Source organism: Nocardia blacklockiae (genome assembly GCF_015477355.1).
Lineage (GTDB): Bacteria > Actinomycetota > Actinomycetes > Mycobacteriales > Mycobacteriaceae > Nocardia > Nocardia blacklockiae.
On record NZ_JADLRJ010000001.1, the window covers coordinates 769,326 to 790,949 of the forward strand.

General features: G+C 72.4%; 18 protein-coding genes. 8 read left to right on the plus strand and 10 right to left on the minus strand.

Annotated elements, in window-relative coordinates:
- Positions 1 to 16: 16 nt before the first annotated feature.
- The 4 genes from IU476_RS03385 (at position 17) to IU476_RS03400 (ending at position 2,761) form a co-directional block, all read left to right on the plus strand.
- The gene (locus IU476_RS03385) at positions 17 to 763 is read left to right on the plus strand and encodes a LamB/YcsF family protein (RefSeq protein ID WP_195096339.1); all 747 of its coding nucleotides are present in this window, start codon (positions 17 to 19) and stop codon (positions 761 to 763) included.
- Positions 760 to 1,395, plus strand: a complete 636-nt coding sequence (locus tag IU476_RS03390) for a 5-oxoprolinase subunit B family protein (protein WP_195096342.1) — start codon at positions 760 to 762, stop codon at positions 1,393 to 1,395. Before IU476_RS03385 ends, IU476_RS03390 begins: the two co-directional genes overlap by 4 nt.
- 38 nt (positions 1,396 to 1,433) lie before the next feature.
- Entirely contained in the window at positions 1,434 to 2,306 is an 873-nt protein-coding gene (locus IU476_RS03395) for a 5-oxoprolinase subunit C family protein (protein ID WP_195097407.1), read from the plus strand.
- 77 nt (positions 2,307 to 2,383) lie between these two features.
- A complete protein-coding gene (locus IU476_RS03400; protein ID WP_195096345.1) occupies positions 2,384 to 2,761 on the plus strand; it encodes a nitroreductase family deazaflavin-dependent oxidoreductase in 378 nt (125 codons plus the stop codon).
- Positions 2,762 to 2,774: 13 nt separating this feature from the next.
- On the opposite strand, the gene IU476_RS03405 is transcribed toward IU476_RS03400, so the two are convergent.
- From IU476_RS03405 to IU476_RS03440, 8 genes are all read right to left on the minus strand, one after another.
- Positions 2,775 to 4,271 (minus strand): alpha/beta fold hydrolase, encoded by a 1,497-nt coding sequence (locus IU476_RS03405; RefSeq protein WP_324193892.1) that lies wholly within the window; start codon positions 4,269 to 4,271, stop codon positions 2,775 to 2,777.
- Between the two features lie 249 nt (positions 4,272 to 4,520).
- The gene (locus IU476_RS03410) at positions 4,521 to 6,083 is read right to left on the minus strand and encodes an FAD-dependent monooxygenase (RefSeq protein WP_195096352.1); all 1,563 of its coding nucleotides are present in this window, start codon (positions 6,081 to 6,083) and stop codon (positions 4,521 to 4,523) included.
- 51 nt (positions 6,084 to 6,134) lie between these two features.
- Positions 6,135 to 6,749, minus strand: a complete 615-nt coding sequence (locus IU476_RS03415; protein ID WP_195096355.1) for a TetR/AcrR family transcriptional regulator — start codon at positions 6,747 to 6,749, stop codon at positions 6,135 to 6,137.
- 85 nt (positions 6,750 to 6,834) lie between these two features.
- The gene (locus IU476_RS03420) at positions 6,835 to 8,208 is read right to left on the minus strand and encodes a condensation domain-containing protein (protein ID WP_195096358.1); all 1,374 of its coding nucleotides are present in this window, start codon (positions 8,206 to 8,208) and stop codon (positions 6,835 to 6,837) included.
- A complete protein-coding gene (locus tag IU476_RS03425) occupies positions 8,208 to 9,662 on the minus strand; it encodes a condensation domain-containing protein (RefSeq protein WP_195096360.1) in 1,455 nt (484 codons plus the stop codon). The genes IU476_RS03420 and IU476_RS03425 overlap by 1 nt, the downstream gene beginning before the upstream one ends.
- On the minus strand, positions 9,653 to 11,116 hold the full coding sequence (locus tag IU476_RS03430; protein WP_195096362.1) for a condensation domain-containing protein: 1,464 nt from the start codon (positions 11,114 to 11,116) through the stop codon (positions 9,653 to 9,655). Before IU476_RS03430 ends, IU476_RS03425 begins: the two co-directional genes overlap by 10 nt.
- 373 nt (positions 11,117 to 11,489) lie before the next feature.
- Complete coding sequence (locus IU476_RS03435) at positions 11,490 to 12,671, minus strand: PucR family transcriptional regulator (protein WP_195096364.1); 1,182 nt, start codon at positions 12,669 to 12,671, stop codon at positions 11,490 to 11,492.
- A 17-nt stretch (positions 12,672 to 12,688) separates the two neighbouring features.
- Positions 12,689 to 14,485, minus strand: a complete 1,797-nt coding sequence (locus IU476_RS03440) for an AMP-dependent synthetase/ligase (protein WP_195096367.1) — start codon at positions 14,483 to 14,485, stop codon at positions 12,689 to 12,691.
- Positions 14,486 to 14,700: 215 nt separating this feature from the next.
- Here IU476_RS03440 and glnA point away from each other — a divergent pair, with 215 nt between their 5' ends.
- The 4 genes from glnA (at position 14,701) to IU476_RS03460 (ending at position 19,511) form a co-directional block, all read left to right on the plus strand.
- On the plus strand, positions 14,701 to 16,170 hold the full coding sequence (gene glnA, locus IU476_RS03445) for a type I glutamate--ammonia ligase (protein WP_228822979.1): 1,470 nt from the start codon (positions 14,701 to 14,703) through the stop codon (positions 16,168 to 16,170).
- A 468-nt stretch (positions 16,171 to 16,638) separates the two neighbouring features.
- Positions 16,639 to 18,360 carry a DEAD/DEAH box helicase gene (locus IU476_RS03450; RefSeq protein ID WP_324193840.1) on the plus strand — a complete coding sequence of 574 codons (1,722 nt, stop codon included), beginning with the start codon at positions 16,639 to 16,641 and terminating at the stop codon, positions 18,358 to 18,360.
- 317 nt (positions 18,361 to 18,677) lie between these two features.
- Positions 18,678 to 19,043, plus strand: coding sequence for an arsenate reductase family protein (locus IU476_RS03455; protein WP_228822980.1), 366 nt, complete (start codon positions 18,678 to 18,680; stop codon positions 19,041 to 19,043).
- A gap of 93 nt (positions 19,044 to 19,136) precedes the next feature.
- Positions 19,137 to 19,511 (plus strand): nuclear transport factor 2 family protein, encoded by a 375-nt coding sequence (locus IU476_RS03460; RefSeq protein ID WP_195096372.1) that lies wholly within the window; start codon positions 19,137 to 19,139, stop codon positions 19,509 to 19,511.
- Between the two features lie 119 nt (positions 19,512 to 19,630).
- On the opposite strand, the gene IU476_RS03465 is transcribed toward IU476_RS03460, so the two are convergent.
- The gene (locus tag IU476_RS03465) at positions 19,631 to 20,575 is read right to left on the minus strand and encodes a DUF4873 domain-containing protein (RefSeq protein ID WP_324193841.1); all 945 of its coding nucleotides are present in this window, start codon (positions 20,573 to 20,575) and stop codon (positions 19,631 to 19,633) included.
- The gene (locus IU476_RS03470; protein ID WP_195096374.1) at positions 20,572 to 21,528 is read right to left on the minus strand and encodes an AurF N-oxygenase family protein; all 957 of its coding nucleotides are present in this window, start codon (positions 21,526 to 21,528) and stop codon (positions 20,572 to 20,574) included. The genes IU476_RS03465 and IU476_RS03470 overlap by 4 nt, the downstream gene beginning before the upstream one ends.
- Positions 21,529 to 21,624: the final 96 nt, after the last annotated feature.

Genomic DNA, 21,624 nt, shown 5'->3' on the forward strand with positions numbered 1-21,624 from the left:
AGGGCGGGTGAGTGCGATGATGGACTTGAACAGCGATCTCGGCGAGGGCTTCGGCGCCTGGTCCATGGGTGACGACGCCGCCCTGCTCGAAATCGTCACCAGCGCCAACATCGCCTGCGGCTTCCACGCGGGCGACCCGGCGATCATGCGGCGGACCTGCGAGCTGGCGGTGGCCCGCGGCGTGCGGATCGGGGCGCATCTGTCCTATCGGGATCTGGCCGGATTCGGGCGGCGCGCGATGGCCGTGCCCCCGCGCGAGCTGGCCGACGAGTGCCTGTACCAGATCGGCGCGCTGGACGCGTTCGCGCGCGCGGCGGGCGACCGGGTGCGCTACGTCAAACCGCACGGGGCGCTGTACCACGCGGCCTCGGCGGACCGGGAGGTCGCCGACGCGGTCGTCGGCGCGCTGACGACCTACGGCGGTCTCGCGCTGCTGGGCCTGCCGGGGTCGGAGCTGGCCGCGGCCGCGGCGGACGCCGGAATCGCCTTCCACGCCGAGGGATTCGCCGACCGCGCCTACACCCCGGCGGGCGCACTCGTCCCGCGCGGCACGCCGGGCAGTGTGCTCGACCCGGAAGCCGCTGTGGCCCAGGCGCTCTCGATCGCGGTGGACGGCGCGGCCCGGGGCGCGGACGGCGCGCCCGTGGCGGTGCCGGCCGCCAGCCTGTGCGTGCACGGCGACTCGCCGGGCGCGGTGGCGATGGCCCGGACCATCCGGGACGCGCTGGCGGGCAAGGGCATCGAGGTCGGGGCGTTCACGTGAGCGGGCTGCGCGTCCTGCCCGCCGGCGACCGCGCGCTGCTGCTGGTCCCGCCCGACGCGGCCGTGCTGGCCGGGCTGGTAGAGGACCTGCGGCGGCGCCCGGTCGCGGGCGTGTGCGACTACGTCCCGGCGGCCGAGACGGTGCTCGTCACGCTGACGCCGCGGGCACGCGCGGAGGTCGTGGAGGCACGGCTGCGCGAGCGGGCGGAAAGGGTGGCGGCGCGGCCCGCCGAGCACGTCGACGCGCCCGAGCCGATTCTGGTCCCGGTGCGCTACGACGGCGTCGACCTCGCCGAAACCGCGGCGCTGCTTCGCATTTCGGTGCCCGAGCTGATCGAACGCCACACCGGGACGCCATGGCGCTGCGCCTTCCTGGGCTTCGCGCCGGGCTTCGGCTATCTGGAATCGGAGGGCGCGGGGCTGCCGGTGCCGCGGCGCGACCGGTCGCGCACGGCGGTGCCGGCCGGGTCGGTCGCGCTGGCGGGCGGCTACAGCGCGGTCTATCCGCGCAGCACGCCGGGTGGCTGGCGGCTCATCGGCACCACGCGGGTGCGGATGTGGGATCTCGACCGCGCGGAGCCGGCGCTGCTGCGACCCGGCGCGCGGGTCCGATTCGTGCGGGAGGAATCGTGAGAAGCACTGTGGCGCACTCGGTCCGGCGCAGGAGCGCGATCTCCGGTGCGAGCGTGCGGGTCGCCGCGCCCGGACTGCTCGCCACGATTCAGGACCTGGGCCGCCCGGGCTGGTTCCACTCGGGCGTCGGGGTGTCCGGCGCCGCGGACCGGCGCTCGTTCGCGCTGGCGAACCGGCTGGTGGGCAACCCGGAGTCGGCGGCGGCGATCGAATGCGCGCTGGGCGGACTGCGATTGGAGTTCCCCGAGCCCGCGGTGGTCGCGGTCACCGGTGCGCCCGCGCCGCTCACCGTGGACGGCCGCCCCGAGGCGCACGCGTCGGTGCTGTACCTGGCGGAGGGGCAGCGGCTGGAACTGGGCATCGCCACGGCGGGGCTGCGCTGCTATGTGGCGGTGCGCGGCGGTGTCGACGTGCCGCCGGTGCTCGGTTCGCGCAGCCGCGACACCCTCGCCGGGCTGGGTCCCGCGCCGCTCGCGGCGGGCGACGTGCTGCCGATCGGCCCGCCGCCCGCGGACTGGCCGTCGGTCGAGGTGGCGCCCGTCGCCGCGCCGACCACCGGTCCGGTCACCGCGCGGGTGCGGCTGGGCCCGCGTGACGACTGGTTCCACCGGCCCGCGGACCTGTTCGCCGGCTACTGGCAGGTCTCCACCGACACCGACCGCGTCGGCGTGCGCCTCGACCGCGCCGAGGGCCCGCCGCTGACCAGACTCGGCGACGCGGAACTGCCGACCGAGGGAATGCCGTTGGGCGCCATCCAGGTTCCGCCGTCCGGGCAGCCGGTGGTCTTCCTCGCCGACCACCCGATCACCGGCGGATATCCGGTGGTGGGCACGGTGCTCGACGCCGATGTGGATCTGCTGGCCCAGGTGCGCCCCGGTCAGCGGGTGCGGCTGCGGCCCTGGACGCCCTAGCCCGCCGCCGCTCGGGAGCGCGCGCCGCGAGTCGGGCGTAGCCTGTGCCTCGCAGGGACGTTCGAGAGGGGAAGCCGATGCCGTTTCCGCAGGCGCTCGCCAGATTCAACCGGAAGGTCACCAACCGCGTCGCGAATCTGGTGGCGGGACGCGCCCCCGGTCTGGCGATCGTGGTGCACCGCGGCCGTCGGTCCGGGCGGGTGTACCGGACGCCGATTACCTTGTTCTCCCAGGACGGCACGTATCGTATCGCGCTCACCTACGGGCGGGAAGTGGACTGGCTGAAGAACATTCTGGCCGCGGGCGAATTCGAGCTGGAGACCGGCGGCCGCACGGTGACCGTCCGCGATCCGGTGGTGCGCCACGACGCCCGGGTGAGCTGGGCGCCGCCGGGTGTGCGGCAGGCGCTGAGCGCGCTGGGCGCGGAGTTCTACGTGGAAGCGCCGCGGGCTTGAATCGGTTGCGCCGCTAGGGTTTCGGTTGGTCGGCGGCGCAGACGACATCGGCATCGGGGAGGACGCCGGTGCCGAGATAGGTGTTCACGGCGTCGTTGACGCAGCCGCTCAGCTCGGGGCGGAAGGTCATGTGGATGCGGACGTCGCGCAGGGTGACCAGCCGCGAGGCGGACAGGTCGCGATGCAGGTGCACGCCGTGCGCGTAGGGTGTGCGCGGATCACCGGTGGCCTGCAGGATCAGCGCCGGAACGGCATTGCGCACGGTGGTCGCAGGTTCGGCCGGGCGCGGCCAGAAGGCGCAGGGCTGAATGTTCCCGGCGAGCGCGCCGAACACCGGCTGGGTCGGCCGGGCGGCCTCGATCGCGTCCCAGTACCACTGCGGATCCGTCGGCGCGGGCGCGTCGCCGCACGCGACGAACGCCAGCTCCGCGTTCTCCTCGTCGCGCAGGGCTGCCAAGACGGCCGCTAGCCGCGCTGTGCGCGCGGTGTCCGGGCCGCCGCCCACGTGGTCGGCCAGTTCGCGCACGGTGTCGGCCAGGGCCTCGTTGGACCGGAAGTTGTTGAGCAGGTTGTGCAGGACGAACGGCAGCCAGTGCGCGTCGACGGCGAACCCGTCGAGGACGATCGGCTGTCGCGCCGCGCTCGCCAGCAGGTCCTCGACGGTGCCGCGCACCTGCTGCGGCGTGTTCCCTAGGTGGTAGGCGTCGTCGCGGCCCGCCGCCCACGTCGCCCAGTCGTCCAGCGCGGCCTCGTCCGCCGGGCCCCAATCCCGCACCAGCCCTTGCCAATACCGGTCGGGGTCGATCGCGCTGTCGAACACCATCCGGTCGCTGTGCTGCGGGAACATCTGGGTGTACACCGCGCCGAGGTAGGTGCCGTAGGAGACGCCGAAATAGCTGACGGACCGCTCGCCCAGGGCGGCGCGGACGACGTCCATGTCGCGGGCGGTGTTGCGGGTGGTCAGGTGCCGCGCGGCCGCGGGGTCGCCGAGGACGCAGCCGGTCGCCATCGCCGCGGCCTGCCCGGTGTCGTGCAGGAATCCGGCGAGGTCGGGCCCCGCGGCGTGCACCATCTCGCCGACCGGCCAGCCGCAGCGCCGGCCGCCCCCGGACCGTCCGACACCGCGCGGATCCATGCCGATCAAATCGAATTCGGCGCGCACGGTCGCGTCGAGCACGTCGCCGAGCAGGCTCACCGAATCCAGTCCGGCCGCGCCCGGTCCGCCGGGATTCGACAGCAGCACGCCCCGGCGGCGCTGCGGATCGGTGGCCGGTGTGCGCGAGACGGCCACCGTGAGGGTGCGCCCCAGCGGTCGCGTGTAGTCCAGGGGCACCCGCACGGACCCGCACTGCGTACCGGTGGCGTCGAGATCCGCACTGCCGCAGGCGCTCCACGTCACGCGCTGGTGGTAGAACCAGTCCGGCCGGTCGCGATCCGGCCCGGCCCCCGGGAGCGCCAGCAGCGCCCCTGCCGTCGCCACACCGACCACGACCCGGAACAGGTTCGCCACCAAGCCACTTCGCCTTTCGCCCGCGATATCGCGGTCACCGTAGCGGGTGGACGGCGCTGCCGCCGGGTGTGGGGAGGCGGCACCGCCGTCGTGCGGCCACACGATGCCGTGGCGTCGCGTGGCCGAAGGAGGTAGTGGGCTGCCGACCACACGGCGTCGTGGCGTCGCGTGGCCGAAGGAGGTAGTGGCTGCCGACCACACGGTGCCGTGGCGTCGCGCGGCCGGACGCGGTTGCGGGTTGCCTGGTGATCAGGCGCTCGCGGGCACGGCCGCCGACGCCGTGCCGAACCAGCGGGCGAGTGCCTCGGGAAGCCCCGGATCGCCGGGTTCGGTTGCGGCCCAGGCGACATAGCCGTCGGGACGGATCAGCAGCGCGGCCGCGGGCGGCGCGGCGGCGGAGGCGGTGACGACGTCGACGCGGTCGGCCCAGCCCGCCGCCGCGTCGCCGAGCGTGCCCGTGAAGTCCAGCAGCACGGGCCGCGCCGACCGGAACAATTCGGCGATCCGCACCGCCCGGCCGTCGAGCTCGACCGTCACGTCCGGGACCAGACGGCCCGACAGCGGGTGGTCGTCGCCGATGTCGTAGCGGACATCCGACCCGGCGAGCAGATGCGCGATGTGCGCGGACACCTGCGGCACCTGGAGCAGTTCGTCGAACAGCCGCCGCAGCGCGGTCACCTCCGGCCCGGGCGCCATCAGCGCGGTCTGCGAAAGACTGTGCATCATCACGCGTTCGGCGACCGGGTAGCGCTCGCTCTGGTAGGTGTCGAGCAGGCCGGGCGGTGCGTACCCGCGGATTTCGGCGGCGAGTTTCCAGCCGAGATTGAACGCGTCCTGCAAGCCCAGGTTCAATCCGGGCCCGCCCATGGCGGAATGGACGTGGGCGGCGTCGCCGAGCAGGAAGACGTTGCCCGCGCGATAGGTTTCGGCCAGGCGGGTGTTCTGCCCGGTGATGCGGCGCAGGGCGTGCGGGCCCGGCCCCTCGGGCGGCGTGATCGGCACCTCGGCCCCGAGCAGCCGCTCGAGGCTCGCGCGCAACTCCGCGAAGGTCATCGGCTCCTCGTCCGCGACCGGTTCGCGCTCGTACTCGGTGATCCCGATCAGCGGCTTGCCCGGCGTCAGCTCGGCGAACATGAACATGCCGCCCTCGATCCGGTTGTGGCCGAAGGAGAATCGGCCCGCGCCGGGAATCTCCACGCCGCCGTCGCCGGTGCGCCACTCGGCGGGCACGGTGGCGTGGCCCAGCCGGGACACCCGCCGATCGTCGGTGACGCCGGGGAAGTCGATGCCGAGTCGCTTGCGCACCGGGCTGCGGCCGCCGTCGGCGGCGACCAGGAAACGCGCGGTGAGTTCGTACTCTCCGTCCGGGCCCGCCACGTCGACGGTGACGGTGTCGCCCGCGGCGCGGACGTCGGTCAGGGCATGGCCCCAGCGGACGTCGATCGCGAGTTCGGCGGCGCGTTCGGCGAGCAACCGGACGAACGCGGGCTGCTGGATCGGCATGCCGTAGATGGGACTGTTCTCCGCTTCCCCGAGCCACACGCGCAGACCGCTGAACATGTACGCGGGCATGGGATCCGGGTGGGCGTGCGGGTCGGGGCGGTCGCTGGTGGTGTCCTCGCGGAACAGGCCGCGCATGGCCAGCAGGCGCGGCGCCTGGCCGATGATGCCGTTGGCGCGCTGCTCGTCGGACGGCGCGGGCAGCCGCTCCAGGACGACCGGCCGGACCCCGGCCAGGGCGAGTTCGCAGGCGAGCAGGAGACCGTTCGGGCCTCCGCCGGAAATGATTACGTCGGTTGGTGTTTCGGGCATGGCGGGTGAGCCCCCAGTTCGATATCGGTTGGAACGGTGGTGCGGAAGGAGTCAGGACGGCGGTGCGGGCAGGCCCGCGGCGAGCGACGACAGGGCGCGGCGCAGCAGTGTCGTGATGGGCACCGGCGGGTCGCAGACCGCGTAGTTCTCGCTCGCGGCCTCGTAGGCGGCGATGACCGCGCCGGCGAGCAGGCGAGGGTAGAGGTCCCGCTTCGGGTCGGTGTGCGTGCGCTCCGCGAGGGCGGCGGTCAGGTCCTGGACCAGGGTGCGCGTGAGCACGCCCTGGGTCTCGGGCGCCTGGACGAGCTTGGCGACCTCGGTGAGCTGCGCGGGTGTCGGCGCGGCGGCCGGACCCAGCTCGGCTACGAACGGTTCGAGCACGGCCTCGGTGACGATCTCCCAGATCGGCCCCTCGCCCGGGTGGGTGCGGATGAGCTCGATGGTGCGCTGGATGCGCTCGATCTGCCGGTAGGCCAGTGCCTCGTACTTGTTGGCGAAGTAGTTGCTGAAGGTGCGGACCGAGACCCCCGCGCGGGCGGCGATGTCCTCGCGCACCACGTTCTCCAGGCCCTGCTCGAACGCCAGCGCCAAGGTGGCGTCGCTCAGGGCGCGGCGGGTGTCGCGCTTCTTGCGTTCGCGGAGCCCGAGGGATGTCTGATCGGTCATGCCACTATCGTGCCGCAAAGATGCCCACTAGGCAAGTATTCTCTTCAGGAAAATTTGCCTAGTGGGCAATTACCGCGCTGTTGCCCTAGCCGCGTGCGGCCGTTCGTACGAGATCGGTGAGTACGCGGAGGAATTCGGTGACCACCTCGCGCCCGAGCGTGGTGTCGGGGAACCGGGTCCGCAGCGACAGTCCGTCGTCGGTGCGGGCGAACCACAACTGCACGTCGTCGACGGGCAGGGCGCGGCTGAGCTGGGTCGCCTCCCGGGGGAGGGTGCGCCCGAACTCACTGCGCGACCCGCCGGGCAGGTGGCGGTAGTCGGTGTAGGACACGCTGAACAGGCCGTGCCGACGCCGTCGCAGGTCCGATCCCATCGACTCGACGACCGTGACGGCGGGCAGGCGCGCCAGCCGCTGCCCGGCACGGACGGCCGCGGCGGCGCGCGCGACCGCGGCCGCCGGGTCCGCGTCGGCGTGGATGCGGGCGGGCGCGTTGGCCACCAGCCAGCCGAAGGTGTTGTGGTGCCGCGGTTCCCGGCGGGTGTGCACCGGGAACACCAGATCGGTGTGCGCGCCGCCGCCCAGTTTTGCGACGGCGTGCGCGACGGCCGCCAGCACGACCGCGAACACCGAGTGGCCCTGCGCGCGGGCGCCGCGGTGCAGCGCGGCGACGGCGTCCCGGGTGAGCACGGTGCGCACGTCCCCGCCCGGCGGTGCGAGCGCGCCCGGGGGCACGCCGAGATCGAGGGGGAAGTGGGGGAGATCGTCACCGGCGGCGTGCAGGAACTCCTGCCACTCGTGCAGCAGTGCCCGCGCGGCCGCGGTCGGAGCGGCCGCCTCGCGGGTGGAGTAGCACAGGAAACTGCCGGCCTCGGGCAGCGCCGCGACGGCGGCGGGCAGGGCGTCCGGCCCGTCGTCGCAGGCGGTCCGGTACAGCCCGTCGAGTTCGGTGACGGCGAGGGTGATCGACCACGCGTCGCACACGGCGTGGTCGAATCCGCAGACGATCGTCGAGACGCCGGGCCGGCTGACCGCGCCGAGGAAGTACGGCGGGAAGGTGAACGGCGCGCAGGCCGCGTCCAGGCGCGCGCCGAGCACCCGCCGCAGCTCCCGCTCCGACTCGGCCGGCCGCGGCGGCCGGGGCGTGAGCCGGATATCGTTGTCGGACACCAGCTTCAGGACCGTCTCGCCGGATTCGGCGGGCGGGGTGAAGCAGCAGTGCAGCGCGTCGTGGCGCGGCAGCCAGGCGGCGAACGCGGCCCGCAGCGCCGCCGCGTCGACGGGACCGGGTACGTCGAAGGTGGCGGCCAGCCACGAGGTCGGGCGGTCGGCGGTGAGATGCAGCCGCTGATTCGAGGTGGGCGGCGCCGGATCCGGTGCCGGGCCGGGTTCGGCCGACACCGCCCACTCGAGCAGCGTCCCGGGCGCCATCGCGAGCTGATCGAGGAACGCCAGGCGCATCACGGCACCTCGGAACCCGGTGCCGCGGTGGTGAATTCGCCGGTCTCGGCGACCGCGCGCAGCACCGTGCGCAATCGCTCGAGATAGGCGGTGACCGAGTCGTGCGCCCGCTCGGTGTCCGGGAACATCACCGCGACGTGCACGCGCTCGGCCTCGCGGTTGAACCACAGCGGCGAGGGCTGCCCGATCCGCGAGGACGAGCCGAGCCCGCGAATGCCGTGCAGGCCGGGCATCGACCGTTCGAGCAGGTCACCCGAGACCGGCCGCATGTCCATGTACGACACCCAGGGCCAGTCGCGGACCGGCGGCAGTTCGCGCCCGGCGAGTTCGGCCGCGCGGGGCAGCGCGGCGAGCAGCGGGATGCCGGTGAGCGATTTGATGTCGTGCAGCGCGGACCGGGCGCGTCCGGCGAGATCGGTGAACCGCGCGGTCCGTCCCACCTCGAACGCCACGGGCAGCAGATTGACGAACCAGCCCTGCGTGAACTGGAACCGGGGATCGGTGCGGGTGCCGAGCACGTTCAGGCCCAGATAGCTTGTGCGCCCGGCGATGTCGAGTTCGGTCAAGGCGATCGCGGAGTAGAGGCCGGCGGTGAACGAACCCCCGGCGGCCGCGCAGGCGGTGCCGAACGCCTCGCACTGCGCGCCGGTGAGCAGGTCGAACCGCAGGCCGGTGCTGGCGCCGAACTCGCCGGGCGCGAGGCCCAGGTCCCACGGCGTGGGCCGGATGTGGTCGGCGTTGTCGGCGAGCAGGCGGGCCAGCCGTTCGAGTTCCGGTGGCCGCGCGTCGACGGTGTCGCGTTCGCGGCGGGCGTACTCGCCGTAGTCGGCCGCCGGCGGCAGCACGGGCGACGCGCCCGCGGCGTGGCCGGTGTAGAGCCCGTACAACTCGGCGATGGCCGAGATCAGCGAGGCGCCGTCGGAGAAGGCGTGGTCGAGACTGAGATACACGGTGAAGCCGTCGTCGCCGTGGTCGATCGCGCCGCACGCGAAGGCGGGCCAGGCGGCCGGGTCGGGCGCCCGGAAGCGTGCGGCGAGCCGATCGCGCAGCGCCTCGCCGGAGGAGTAGACGCCCAGGGCCGTCGTCTCGACCTCGACGGCCTCGGGCGCGACGACGTGGCGGGTGAGCGTGGCGCCGCTGTCGTCGAACCGGCAGCGCAGGCTGTCGTGGCGGCGCAGGAAGTCGGTGACCGCCAGGCGCAGTGCCGCGCGGTCGAGCGGGGTGGCGATGCTGAAGCACATCGACAGTTCGGAGCGCACGTCGCGGCCGAGGTCGGCGGGCGTGCTGTCGCGGCGTCGGCGCTGCCAGTACCGGAGGTGGAACTCCTGGATGAACGACGGCGGTTCCGGGGAGACCGGGGCCGCCGCGGCCGCCGCGACCGCCGCGGGCGTGGGCCGGAATTCGAGCAGTTCGCCGGGCTTGGGCAGCCAGTCGGTGAGGTGGATCATCTCCATGTCGACGCTCCTTGTCCGAAGGTGTGGGTGGCGGGCGGGTCGGTGCGGTGCAGCGGGGCGTCGCCGTCGCGGGCGTAGTCGGCCAGCAGCCGCCGCACCCGCAGCGCGTGGCGGTGCACGGCCCGGGTGGCGCGCGCGGTGCCGGGGTAGCGCAGATTCAGCGTCACCCCGTCCGGCGTGCGCAGGAACCAGTAGAAGAACTCGTCGGCCGAACGGGTGCGGCTACGCAGCCACCGGGTGTCCGAACCGGGCCAGTCCGGCGCGCCCGGCGTCGCGCGAATGTCCATGTAGGACACCATGAGTGAGACCCGCGGCCGGATGTCCAGGAGTTCGCACACGCGCCCGAAGGGCACCGTGGCGGCGGCGCGGACCCGGCACAGCTCGGCGCCGGACGGCCCGACGAGTTCGGCCAGACCGCTTGCCGCGCAATCGACCCGGTACGGTGCGAGGCCGACGAACCAGCCCAGGCTGTCGGCCCAGCGCGGTTCGTCGCGGGTGTGCAGGGGCAGCACGGCGCGGAACTCGCGGCCGCCGGTGAGTTCGGCGTGCGCGGCGGCGAAGGCGGCCGGCAGCACCGCGGCCAGGCTCTGTCCCTGTGCGCGCGCGTGCGCGGCGGCGCGGTCGGCGGCCGCGGCGTCGAGCACCTCGATCGCCAGGGTGCGCTGGGGAGCCGCGTGCGGGACGGCCGCCGCCGGGAGCACGGGCCGTCGCCCGGCGGCGGCGAAATCGCCCGGCACCGCCTCGTGACCCGTTGCGCCCGCGAGGAATTCACGCCAGAGCGCGGCAGCGGGATGCTCGGGTCCGGCGGCGTCGGCGCGACTGCGCTGCACCTCGCAGAAGTCGAGATAGCTCGCGACCGGCGTCGGCGCGGGCCGGTCCCCGACGCGCGCGGCGTCGTAGAGCTCGCGCAGTTCGCCGCCGATCGTGGTGGTCGAGTACCCGTCCATCACAGCGTGGTCGGCGGCGACCACCGCGGTGAACGAGTCGCGGTCCTCGACGGTGACGCACACGTGCGACGGCCAGTCCAGGGGCGAGGTGCGCTCGTCGAGCAGCTGCTGCACGAGGCGGTAGGCCGACATCGCCGACGCCGGGCGCCCGGCGTCGGCGGCCCGCACCCGGACCCGGCCGGGCGGCAGCGTGTAGCGGGCGGTCCGCCCGCCCTCGATCGCGACGTGGCTGCGCAGCAACTCGTGCCGGGCGAACCAGGCCGTCAGCGCGGCACCCCAGGCGCGGCGGTCCAGCGGACCGTCGATGCGCACCACGCACCCGAGCCAGCAGTGCCGGTGCGCGCGGATCCGGTTGTGCTCGAGCGCTTCTCGCAAATGGTGCTCGTGGTTGTGGGAGACCGCGCGGGCGTCGCGCGGCCAGTCCGCCCAGTGGGTGTCCGCGGCGGCCTGCCATTCCGTGACACGGCCGGTGCGCAGCGGATAATCGGCCAGTTCGACGAATTCCATGAACATCCCTCATCCGATGTGTCAGAAAATTTCGAACGGAAGCGGTTTTCCGGTTCGACGCGGGAAATGTCGGCACGCGTTCGGCGGCGTGCTTCGGTTGTGTGAATTTACCGGTGACCTCGTCGTTCGCCGGAATGCCGACGACTCTAGGACATTCGACCAGGGGATGCGTGCGTGAACTCGATCACCGTAAAGAAGTGGTCCTTCGAAAAGGGTCGGCAATCGTCTGGTTAATTTCGGTCAGAAACATCCCATGCTCTTGTTATGACATGTCATATATCGCGCGCGAAGTTGCACTCACAGGATTCGTCGCTTGCGCGAGAGCCGGAATTCACGTGGGCTTCGCCGAATCTTTACGCCGGAAACGCGGGCACTACGGGGCGAAAGCGGCGAGTTCGAGCCGGCGGGCGATCCGCGCCGCGGACAGGGTCATGGCGTCGGTGGGCCGGTGCGGGTCCAGTCCGGTCAGTTCGTGCACCCGCGCGAGCCGATAGGTGACGGTGTTGCGGTGGATCGACAGCTGGCGGGCGGTGGCCAGCTGATTGAACCCGCTGTCGACGAACACCTCGAGGGTCTCGGCCAGCAGCGGCTGGGTGTCGAGCGGGGCCAGCACCGTCGCCAGACCCGGTCGCGCGGCGACGCCCGAAGCCACGAGGTACTCGAATTGCAGCTCCGCGCGGCGGCAGAGCGGTTCCGGGCGGTCCAGGCAGCGGCCCAGTTCCGCGAGCGTGCGGGCCTCGGCGAAGACCGCCGGGACCGCGGCGCGCGTGCGGGCGGTCCCGACGCCGACCCAGCACGGCGGCGGCTGCCCGGCCGCGCGCGACGGCAGCCGGGCGGCCAGGCTCGCGCTCGCGGCGGTGCCGTCGTCGCCGGGCGGCAGCGGCACCAGCGCGGTCCAGCCGCCGCTGTCCAGGCGCAGGAACACGCCGGGCACGGCTTCGATGCGGTGCCGCAGTTCGCTGGTGCCCGCGCCGGGGCGGCCGCCGGTGCCGAGCCGGAACACCGCGACCAGGAACGCCTCCGGGACCGCGATCACCGGTTCGTCGGCCCATTCCACCGGGTCGCGCCCGGTGAGCAGCGCGTCGGCCAGGGTGCGGCGGCGTTCGAGCAGTTCCCAGCGCGGGTCGTGGGCGCGCCGCACGCACGCGGCGGCGATGCGCTCGACCACCAGCGTCACGTAGCGCAGCAGCGGCAGCGCCGCGTCGGCGAGCAGTTCGCGCTCGGCGCCCGCGGTCGCCGCGCAGAGCCGGTCGTAGAGGAACTCCGCGCCCTCGCGGTATCTGCCCAGCACCTCTTCGAGGGGTTCGCCGTCGCGGACACGATCCACGGCCAGCTCCACCAGCTCGCGGGTGTCGTCCGGTCCGGGTGGCTGCCCGTGCCGCAGGAAGTCGAAGAACAGCTCGATGTTCAGCTTCGCGCCGCGCTCCCAGCCGGGCATGACCAGCGAGCGCGGGATGCTGCGATACGGCGGGATCGAATCGGAGAACTCCCGCATCAGCGCGCCCGCGCGCCGGGACAGGGCGGCCAGGGCGCGGTCCCGGGTGGGCGACTCCACGGCTTCCTCCGTCCTGGTCACGGGGCGTACAGGGCTTCGATCGTATCGGCATAGGCCGCCGCGATCGGCTTGCGCCGCAGCTTGCCGGTGGGTGTCAGGCACTCGCCGCCGGGCTGCCAGATCTCCGGCAGGACGGCGAACCGCTTGATCTGCTCGACCCGCGACAGCGTGGCGTTGGCCGCGGCCACGCCCGCCTCGAGCGCGGCGCGCACGCGCGGTTCCCGGGCCAGCGCGGCGGTGTCGGCGGGTAGGCCGTGGCGCGCGGCGAAGGCGGCGGACAGGTCCGGGTCCAGGCAGATCAGCGCCGTGTTGTAGGGGCGGCCCTCGCCGATGACCGCGACCGCGCCGGCCAGCGGCGTGTGCTCGGTGACCGCGTTCTCGATCGTGGTGGGGGACATGTTCTTCCCGGCCGCGTTGATGATGAGTTCCTTCTTGCGGTCGACGATGCGCAGGCATCCGTCGGGGTCCAGGACGCCGATGTCGCCGGTGTGCAGCCAGCCGTCCGCGTCGATCGCCGCGGCGGTGCCCTCGGGGTCGCCGCGGTAGCCGCGCATCACCATCGCGCCGCGGATCAGCACCTCGCCGTCGTCGGCGATCCTGATCTCGGCGCCGGGCAGCGGGGTGCCGACGGTGCCCATCCGGATGCGCCCGGGGCGGGTCACGGTGGCGCCGGCGGTGCATTCGGTCAGGCCGTAGCCCTCGCACAGCGGCAGGCCCAGGCCGAGGAAGAATTCGTGGGTGTCGCGGGGGATCCGCGCCGCGCCCGTCACCGCGATGCGCACCCGGTCCAGGCCGAGCCGGGCGCGCAGGGTGGACAGCACGAGCCGGTCGGCGAGGCGATAGCGCACGGTCTCCAGGGGTGTCGGCGCGCGGCCGTCGGAGATTGCCCGCGCGTGGGCCCGGCCCGCCGCGATCGCCCGGCGCGCCAGCGCCCGCCGCACCGGGTTCTCGGCCGCGAGCCGATCCTCCAGGGCCGCTTTGACTTTCACCCACACGCGCGGCACCCCGAGGAACACCGTGGGCCGAACCTCGAGCAGCGCCTCGGGGACCTGTTTCAGGTCGGGCACGGTGGTGATCGCGCTGCCCTCGAGCAGATTGAGATAGTGGGCGAACCAGCGATTGGCAGCGTGGGCGTCGGGCAGGTACGACACCACTCGGTCCTCGACGCCGCCGCCGCCGAACTCGTCGACAACGCGGGCGTTCTCCAGGAAATTGGTGTGGGTGAGCTCTACGCCCTTCGGGCGGCCGGTCGTGCCGGAGGTGTACACGATCGTCAGCAGGTCCTCGGGAGACACTGCGCGCCAAGACGTTTCGAAGTCGAATCCGGGGGCGGGGGTGTTCTCCACCTCGGCCAGGGCGCGGGTTCCGGGCGGCGTGCCGTCGACGCAGACGACGTGCTCCACGCGGTGACCCCGCGCCCGCGCCCGCTCCACGGCGTCGAGCACCGCGGGCGCGAACTGCCGCTCGCAGATCACCACGCGGCTCCCGGCATTGCCGAACTGATACGCCAGCAGGTCCGGCGGGTTGGTGTTGTACACCGAGAACGGGGTCGCCCCGGTGTGCAGCACGGCGGTGTCGCACAGGTGGAATTCGGGCCGGTTGGTGAGCATCAGCGCGACGGTCCCGCCGCGTCCGACGCCGAGCGCGGCCAGCCCGGTGGCGAGCGCGCGCACCCGGGATCCGTACTCGCGCCACGTGATTCGCACGCCGTCGCCGCGGGTGCGGATGGCCACGGCCTCGGGATGGCGGGCCACATTGCGCTGGAACGCCTCGCACAGGGTGCGCGGCGCGGCGGCCGCCGTCGATGAACTCACAACCCACCTCTGGCTCACGAAGGTCGCGGTCACCCGACCGCGGTGTCGCCTCCAGCAGACCGTGCCGCCGGTACGCGGCGGTACCGGCAATCGGGCAGCCGCCTTACGAGGGCCTTGTGCACTGTGCACGAACCGGCGTCGGCCGGGTGTGCCCAGAATCGCCAATGATCTTGTTACACAGCGTGATTCGCGCTCGAGCGAGTCGGCGACGCCGTATGGTGGACGGGCGACGAGGAGAGGAGTTACCGGTGATCACCCCCACCGCCGACGGCGTAGCCGAATTCATCCGGGCCCAGCGCGTCGAGTACGTCGACGTGCGATTCTGCGATGTGCCGGGGGTGGAACAGCATTTCTCGATCCCGGCCACCATGTTCGGCCCCGAACTGGTCGAGGAGGGGCTGGCCTTCGACGGCTCGTCGGTGCGCGGATTCCAGCAGATCCACGAATCCGACATGCTGCTGCTGCCCGACCTGCGCACCTGCCGGCTCGATCCGTTCCGCGCCGCCAAGACTCTGAACGTCAATTGTTTCGTCCACGACCCGCACACCCGGGCGGCCTACAGCCGCGACCCGCGCAATGTCGCGCGCAAGGCCGAGGAATATCTGCGCAGCACCGGCCTCGCCGACACCGCCTATTTCGGGCCCGAGGCGGAGTTCTACATCTTCGACGCCGTGCGCTACGACACCACCATGAACGGCTCGTTCTACGAGGTGGATTCGGCGTCGGCGGACTGGAACACCGGCGAGAAATACGATCCGGACGGCAGTGTGAACCGCGGCTACAAGATCCGCGCCAAGGGCGGGTACTTCCCGGTCGCCCCCTACGACCACGACGTGGACCTGCGCGACGCCATGTGCACGAAGCTGCAGCGGGCGGGCCTGGAATTGGAGAAGGGGCACCACGAGGTCGGCACCGCCGGGCAGGCCGAGATCAATTACCGGTTCAACACGCTGCTGGCCGCGGCCGACGATCTGCAACTGTACAAGTACATCGTCAAGAACACCGCCTGGGAACACGGCAAGACGGTCACCTTTATGCCCAAGCCGCTGTTCGGCGACAACGGCTCGGGAATGCATGTGCACCAATCGCTTTGGAAGGACGGGTCACCGCTGTTCTACGACGAGGCGGGCTACGCCGGATTATCGGATCTGGCGCGGCACTACATCGGCGGCCTGCTGCACCACGCGCCGTCGCTGCTGGCCTTCACGAATCCGACGGTCAATTCCTACAAGCGGCTGGTGCCGGGCTTCGAGGCGCCGGTGAACCTGGTGTACAGCCAGCGCAATCGGTCCGCCGCGGTCCGCATTCCGGTGACGGGGACCAGCGCCGCCGCCAAACGCCTGGAATTCCGCTGCCCGGATTCCTCCGGCAATCCCTATCTGTCGTTCGCGGCGATGATGATGGCCGGGCTGGACGGCATCATGAACAAGATCGAGCCGGCGGTCCCGATCGACAAGGACCTCTACGAACTGACCCCGGAGGAGTCCGCGGAGGTCGTGCAGACGCCACCGAGCCTGGCCGCGGTCATCGATCGGCTGGAGGCCGACCACGAATACCTGACCCAGGGCGGCGTGTTCACCGGCGACCTCATCGACACCTGGATCCGGCTCAAGCGCGACTCCGAGATCGCCGAGATCAACGTCCGCCCGCACCCGTTCGAGTTCGAGCTCTACTTCGACGTGTGAGGCGGCCCCGGGAGCCGATTGCGAGACTCGCCAGGCGTGTCTCCGCCCGCGTCCGCCCGCGCCGTGTAACCTCTGGAACCCGTCACGGCCTTCGGCCGCACGGTCCGCCACGTTGCCCGCGGGCCGCCCGTTCGGCACCTGTTTTCGCCGAAAACCGTTGTGGCACAAAGGTTTCACGTGAAACAAGATCGCGTCGGATGTACCATGCCGCGACACGCGCACGGTGATGATGACTACACCCGGTCGTAGTTCCGGCAATACTCGAGCTACACTCTTCGGAGGGTGTGACTCACACCCGGCGTCGTAGATTGCTATCCCTACGCACCAGCCCCCAGCTGTGTGGCACCGGCTTTCCTTGCGGCGATACCGATATTGCCCATCGGCAATTTCGCCACCCGAGTGCCCCGGCGCGGATCTCGTTCCACTGCGCGACGCGGGCGCCCATGTCCGAAAGACACTGCAACAACCGTGAATTCATCCCTGCCTGCCGACGGCTCGACCGACCGGTCCCCGTCCTTCGCCGCGCTCGGCGTGCGCGACCCGCTGGTCCGCGCCCTCGAACGGGCCGGCATCGCGACACCCTTCCCGATCCAGGCGGACACCCTGCCCGACACCCTCGCCGGGCGCGACGTGCTCGGCCGCGGCAAGACCGGCAGCGGCAAGACCCTGGCCTTCTCGATTCCGACCGTCGCGCGGCTGGCCGGCGGCCACCGCAGCGCGAACCGGCCGCGCGGGCTGATCCTCGCGCCGACCAGAGAGCTGGCCACCCAGATCGCGGCGGCGCTGGAGCCGCTCGTGCTGCCCTACTCGATGCGTGTCACGACCGTCTTCGGCGGCGTCTCGCAGCATCGGCAGGTCCGGGCGCTGCAGGCCGGTGTCGACATCGTCGTGGCCTGCCCGGGGCGGCTCGAGGACCTGATGGGCCAGGGGCTGGTCAGCCTCGACGCCGTCGAGATCACCGTGATCGACGAGGCCGACCACATGGCCGACCTCGGCTTCCTGCCGGGCGTCACCCGCATCCTCGCTGCCACCCCGGCGCACGGGCAGCGGCTGCTGTTCTCGGCGACCCTCGACAACGGAGTCGACAAGCTGGTCAAGCGGTTCCTGCCGAAGGCCGTGCTGCACTCGGTGGACGAGACCAACTCGCCGGTCGCCGCCATGACCCACCACGTGTTCGAGGTGGGCAGCCAGGACGTCAAGAAGGACCTCGTGCAGAAGCTGGCCTCCGGGACCGGCCGCCGGATCCTGTTCATGCGCACCAAGCACCAGGCGCGCCGCCTCGCCAAGACGCTGACCGCCGCCGGCATCCCCGCCGTCGACCTGCACGGCAACCTCGCCCAGGCGGCGCGGGACCGCAACCTCGCGGTCTTCGCCTCCGGCGACGCGAAGGTGCTGGTCGCCACGGACGTCGCCGCGCGCGGCGTGCACGTCGACGACGTCGAACTGGTCGTGCACGTAGACCCGCCCGCCGAGCACAAGGCATACCTGCACCGCTCGGGCCGCACCGCCCGCGCGGGCAGCGCCGGCGACGTGGTCACCATCGTGCTGCCCGAACAGCGCAAGGACATGGCGGCGCTGATGCGCAAGGCCACCATTTCCGTACGGCCGCAACGCGTCACGGCCGACTCGGCCCCCGTCGCGGAACTGGTCGGCGACATCGCCCCGCTGGTGACCGCCGCCCCGCCCGCGCCGCAACCCGACCCCGCTCGCCGCGACACCCAGCCCCGCGGCCGCGGCGGTGACTCACCCGCCCGCCGCGGCCGTCGCGGCGCTCCGGCGAACGGCGGCCGGAGGGCGGAGGCGAGAGGCGAATTCCGCCGCGGCGACAGCGCACCCACCGGCCGCCGCCACGGCGACGGCGCCTCGTCCGGCCGCCGCAACGGCGCACCCGCCGGTGCGGGCGACGCCGCGTCCGGCCACACCCGCACCGACAATGCGCCGCAACGCCATTCGCGCCGCACCTCGGTGAGCCACGGCCCGGGCGGCGGCAAGACCGACCGCCAGCCCGGCACTCGCCACGGCGGCACCGACCACACGGGAAACCGCACCGCGGACCGCACGGGTGCGTCCACCGGTGCCCGCGGCACATCCCGCTCTCGCACCGGCACCGGCAACGCCGCCCCGGCGGGCAGCACCGGCGGCCTGGCTGGCTTCTCCCGCACCGGCGGCGGTTCCCGCCGCCGCGGATAGCCTGCCCCACAACCGAATACACGCACTGCCCGCGGGCTCGGCCGTCCTTCGACGGCCGGGCCCGCGCCCGTACCTGCTGCGCTTCCCGCGCCCGCCTGCACTTCTGTGGCCCATGCCGGTTTCTTGCTCACCGCGCTGGTGGCCGCCAACTCCGCGGGCACGTCGTCGGTGCTGTTTGCCCTCGGGCCTCGTACTGCATCCGCTGTCTCGACGAGCAGTGCGGAGGGGGCGCGGGTGCCTGCTCGGCGGTGGTCGTAGCCGGGGTGACGGGCAGGGAGTACGTGTAGCTCCGTTGCACTGGTCGGTATGGTTCGGGGATGGCTGAGGAGATGGAGTTCTGGCACAATCCGCGGTGTTCGAAGAGCCGGGCGGCGAAGTCGGCGCTGGACGCGGCGGGGGTCGCCTACACCGAGCGGCGGTATCTGGAGGATCCGCCGAGTGCCGACGAGCTGCGCGCGGTGCTGGACAAGCTCGGGCTGGAGCCGTGGGACATCACCCGCACCGGCGAGGACGAGGCGAAGGAACTCGGAATCGCCGGGTGGGCGCGCACGCCCGCCGACCGCGAGCACTGGATCGAGACGCTGGCGCTGCACCCGAAGCTCATCCAGCGGCCGATCATCGCCACGCCCGACGGGCACGCGGTCGTCGCCCGCGACGAACAGACGCTGAAGTCGGTGCTGTGACGCGAGGACCGTTGTCCCGCAGCGTGTTCGGGTAGCCCCGGCATTACCTGACGCGTAATCGACTTCGCCCGCCCGCTCGAAGATGCTGGTGTCATGAGCGAATACGACAGCAACGACTACCGGACCATCGCCCAGCGCTACATCGACGCGTGGAACGAGCAGGACGCGGACAAGCGGCGCGCCCTGCTCGCGGAGGTCTACACCCCGGACGCCACCTACACCGACCCGCTGGCGTCGGTGACGGGGCTCGACGCGATCGACCAGGTGATCGCCGGCGCCCAGCAGCAGTTCGCGGGCCTGCGGTTCACCCTGGGCGACCGGGTGGACGGCCACCACGGCATCGCCCGGTTCACCTGGAATCTCGGCGCTCCCGGCGGCGAGGCCCTGGTGGTGGGCTTCGACGTGATCGCCCTGGACGGGGGCCGCATCGCACAGGTCCACGGCTTCCTGGACAAGGTGCCCGCCTAGCGGCCCGGAGACATCGGTGCGCACGGGGATCCCTCAGCGGTCCGCCGCTCCCCGTGCGCACCGAGTTGCGTTGCGGTAGAAGGATTTCCGGCGGCACGGGCGACATGAGCCCGGCCGCTTCAGTGCGCGGCCGCGGACTCCAGCGGGAACGGCGGCGCGCCGACCCCGGTGATGCGCAGGTTGCCCCACGGGTCGCGCTCCTGCAGCGTCGCCGCCGCGGGAGTGCCGCCCGGCAGCGTGAGGTGCACGTGCCCGCGACCCGGATCCGGCAGCTCCGACCCGTCCGCCGCCGAAACCCGCCCGTACCAGTGGTACCGGCCGTCGATCGGATCGGGATGACCGTTCAGCGTCACCGTCACCGGGACCTCCGCACCCGGCGCGTCCAGCAGCGCGGGACCCGAATACTCGTAGGCCGCAACGCGTTCCGAGGCAACGGTCAGATCGAAATGCCGTGGATCGAGACGGCGCACGGCACGCCGGTAGGACGCGGACGACCCTGGCCAGCCGACCGTCTCCTCGCTACGTTGATTCGAAACGCTCTGCGCACCAAGCCGTCTCGCACGAACGCGCCGCTCGAACTCGTGCTGGGTCGCCGACCGCACCTCGATGCGATCGGCGGCACTGCGGCGCAGCAGCTGCACGCCCTGCCGGATGTACCGCGCTTGCGCCTCGAGCACCGGCCCCGTCCGCCCTTGTCCCACCGGCGAATTCGGCCCCGCGACGAGAAACAGATTCGGGAACCCGTGCACCGCCACACCGAGAAACGCCGAGGGCCGCGCACTCCATGCGTCCCGCAGCGACAGGCCGCGCGTCCCCGTGATGTGCAACCCGGCGAACCGCGCCGGGTCGTGCGGCGACCCCGCCGTCACCACGACCAGCCGCGGCCGCAGCCCGCGTCCGTCGGCGGTGCGGACGGTCCAGCGATCGGCCTCCTCGTCGAAGTCGAGAGCCGCACCCTGTGCCTCGCCCAGCACCGCGAAGTCCGCGATCCCGGCCCGCCGCAGCTCGGCCGCCATCGCGAGACCGGCGAGCCCCGCGCCGACGACCACGATCTCGGCCGTCACAGCAGCCCCTGCCGCCGCCACAGCCACTGCCCGGCCGGCCCGATCAGCCCCTGCTTGTCCAGGAACGCACCGAGATTCGCCGCGCCGCTGCCCAGCGCGCGCTTGGCATGCGGGTTCGCGCGCGCCACCCGCCGCGCCGCCCGGCCGTCCAGGCCCGCCCGCTCGTACATGTGCCGGTTGGTCATCAGATGCACGAACAGCGGCGCGGCCACCGCGACACACAGCCGCGTGTAGGCGAGTTCGGCCCGCGACATGGCCGGGACCCGCCGCGCCAGCGCGTCCCGCGCGAAGCCGATGTGACGGGCCTCCTCGGTGACGTGGATGCGCATCACCCGCGAGACCAGCGGCTGCAACTCGGGATCGTCGAGGGTGCGGCGCTGCAGGGCGTCGAAGATCTCCTCGCCGACCAGCGCGCCGACCCACGTCATCGAGCCGCGCAGGAACAGCTGCAATCCCGAGATGGCCAGGCGCGCGGGCCGCCGCGGCCAGTAGGGCCGCGCCTCGATACGGTCGATGAGCTTGCCGAACATCATCATGTGCCGGCACTCGTCGCCCATCTCGGTGAGCGTGTAGTGCGAGTGCCGGGTGGTGGGGTCGCCGTTCATCAACTCGCGCAACAGCAGCCGGTTCAGCAGGTTCTCGAACCAGATGCCGACCGACAGCACGTTCGCCAGCTCCTGCCGCGACAGCTCGCGGCGCTGTTCCGGCGTCATCGACTCCCACAGCGCGGTGCCGTAGAGCGACACCACCTCCGGCGGCAGGAACAACTTCTCCGGATCCAGCGACGCGTCCCAGTCCAGGTCGACCACCGGATCGTAGGACTTGCGCACCGATCCGGTGAGCAGGCGTTGCGCGAAGGACTCCGCGGGCAGCGCGGCGGTCCCGCGCGCGGCCTCCGGCGGCGTGCGCCGCGACCCGGGGACGCGCGGGCGCCGCACGACATCGTTGTCCATGACAGCTCTCCCAATGCTCGATTACCGATACAGGCTGTAACACTCAGATTAGTGAGACACCATGTATCGGTCAATAGGGCGGCGAGTATCGTGGCG

Coding starts and splice junctions, on each gene's coding strand:
- glnA (WP_228822979.1), top strand. CDS start 14,701: ATGGTGGACGGGCGACGAGGAGAGGAGTTACCGGTGATCACCCCCACC.
- IU476_RS03400 (WP_195096345.1), top strand. CDS start 2,384: ATGCCGTTTCCGCAGGCGCTCGCCAGATTCAACCGGAAGGTCACCAAC.
- IU476_RS03455 (WP_228822980.1), top strand. CDS start 18,678: ATGGCTGAGGAGATGGAGTTCTGGCACAATCCGCGGTGTTCGAAGAGC.
- IU476_RS03425 (WP_195096360.1), bottom strand. CDS start 9,662: ATGGAGATGATCCACCTCACCGACTGGCTGCCCAAGCCCGGCGAACTG.
- IU476_RS03420 (WP_195096358.1), bottom strand. CDS start 8,208: ATGCGCCTGGCGTTCCTCGATCAGCTCGCGATGGCGCCCGGGACGCTG.
- IU476_RS03410 (WP_195096352.1), bottom strand. CDS start 6,083: ATGCCCGAAACACCAACCGACGTAATCATTTCCGGCGGAGGCCCGAAC.
- IU476_RS03460 (WP_195096372.1), top strand. CDS start 19,137: ATGAGCGAATACGACAGCAACGACTACCGGACCATCGCCCAGCGCTAC.
- IU476_RS03385 (WP_195096339.1), top strand. CDS start 17: ATGATGGACTTGAACAGCGATCTCGGCGAGGGCTTCGGCGCCTGGTCC.
- IU476_RS03470 (WP_195096374.1), bottom strand. CDS start 21,528: ATGGACAACGATGTCGTGCGGCGCCCGCGCGTCCCCGGGTCGCGGCGC.
- IU476_RS03415 (WP_195096355.1), bottom strand. CDS start 6,749: ATGACCGATCAGACATCCCTCGGGCTCCGCGAACGCAAGAAGCGCGAC.
- IU476_RS03430 (WP_195096362.1), bottom strand. CDS start 11,116: ATGGAATTCGTCGAACTGGCCGATTATCCGCTGCGCACCGGCCGTGTC.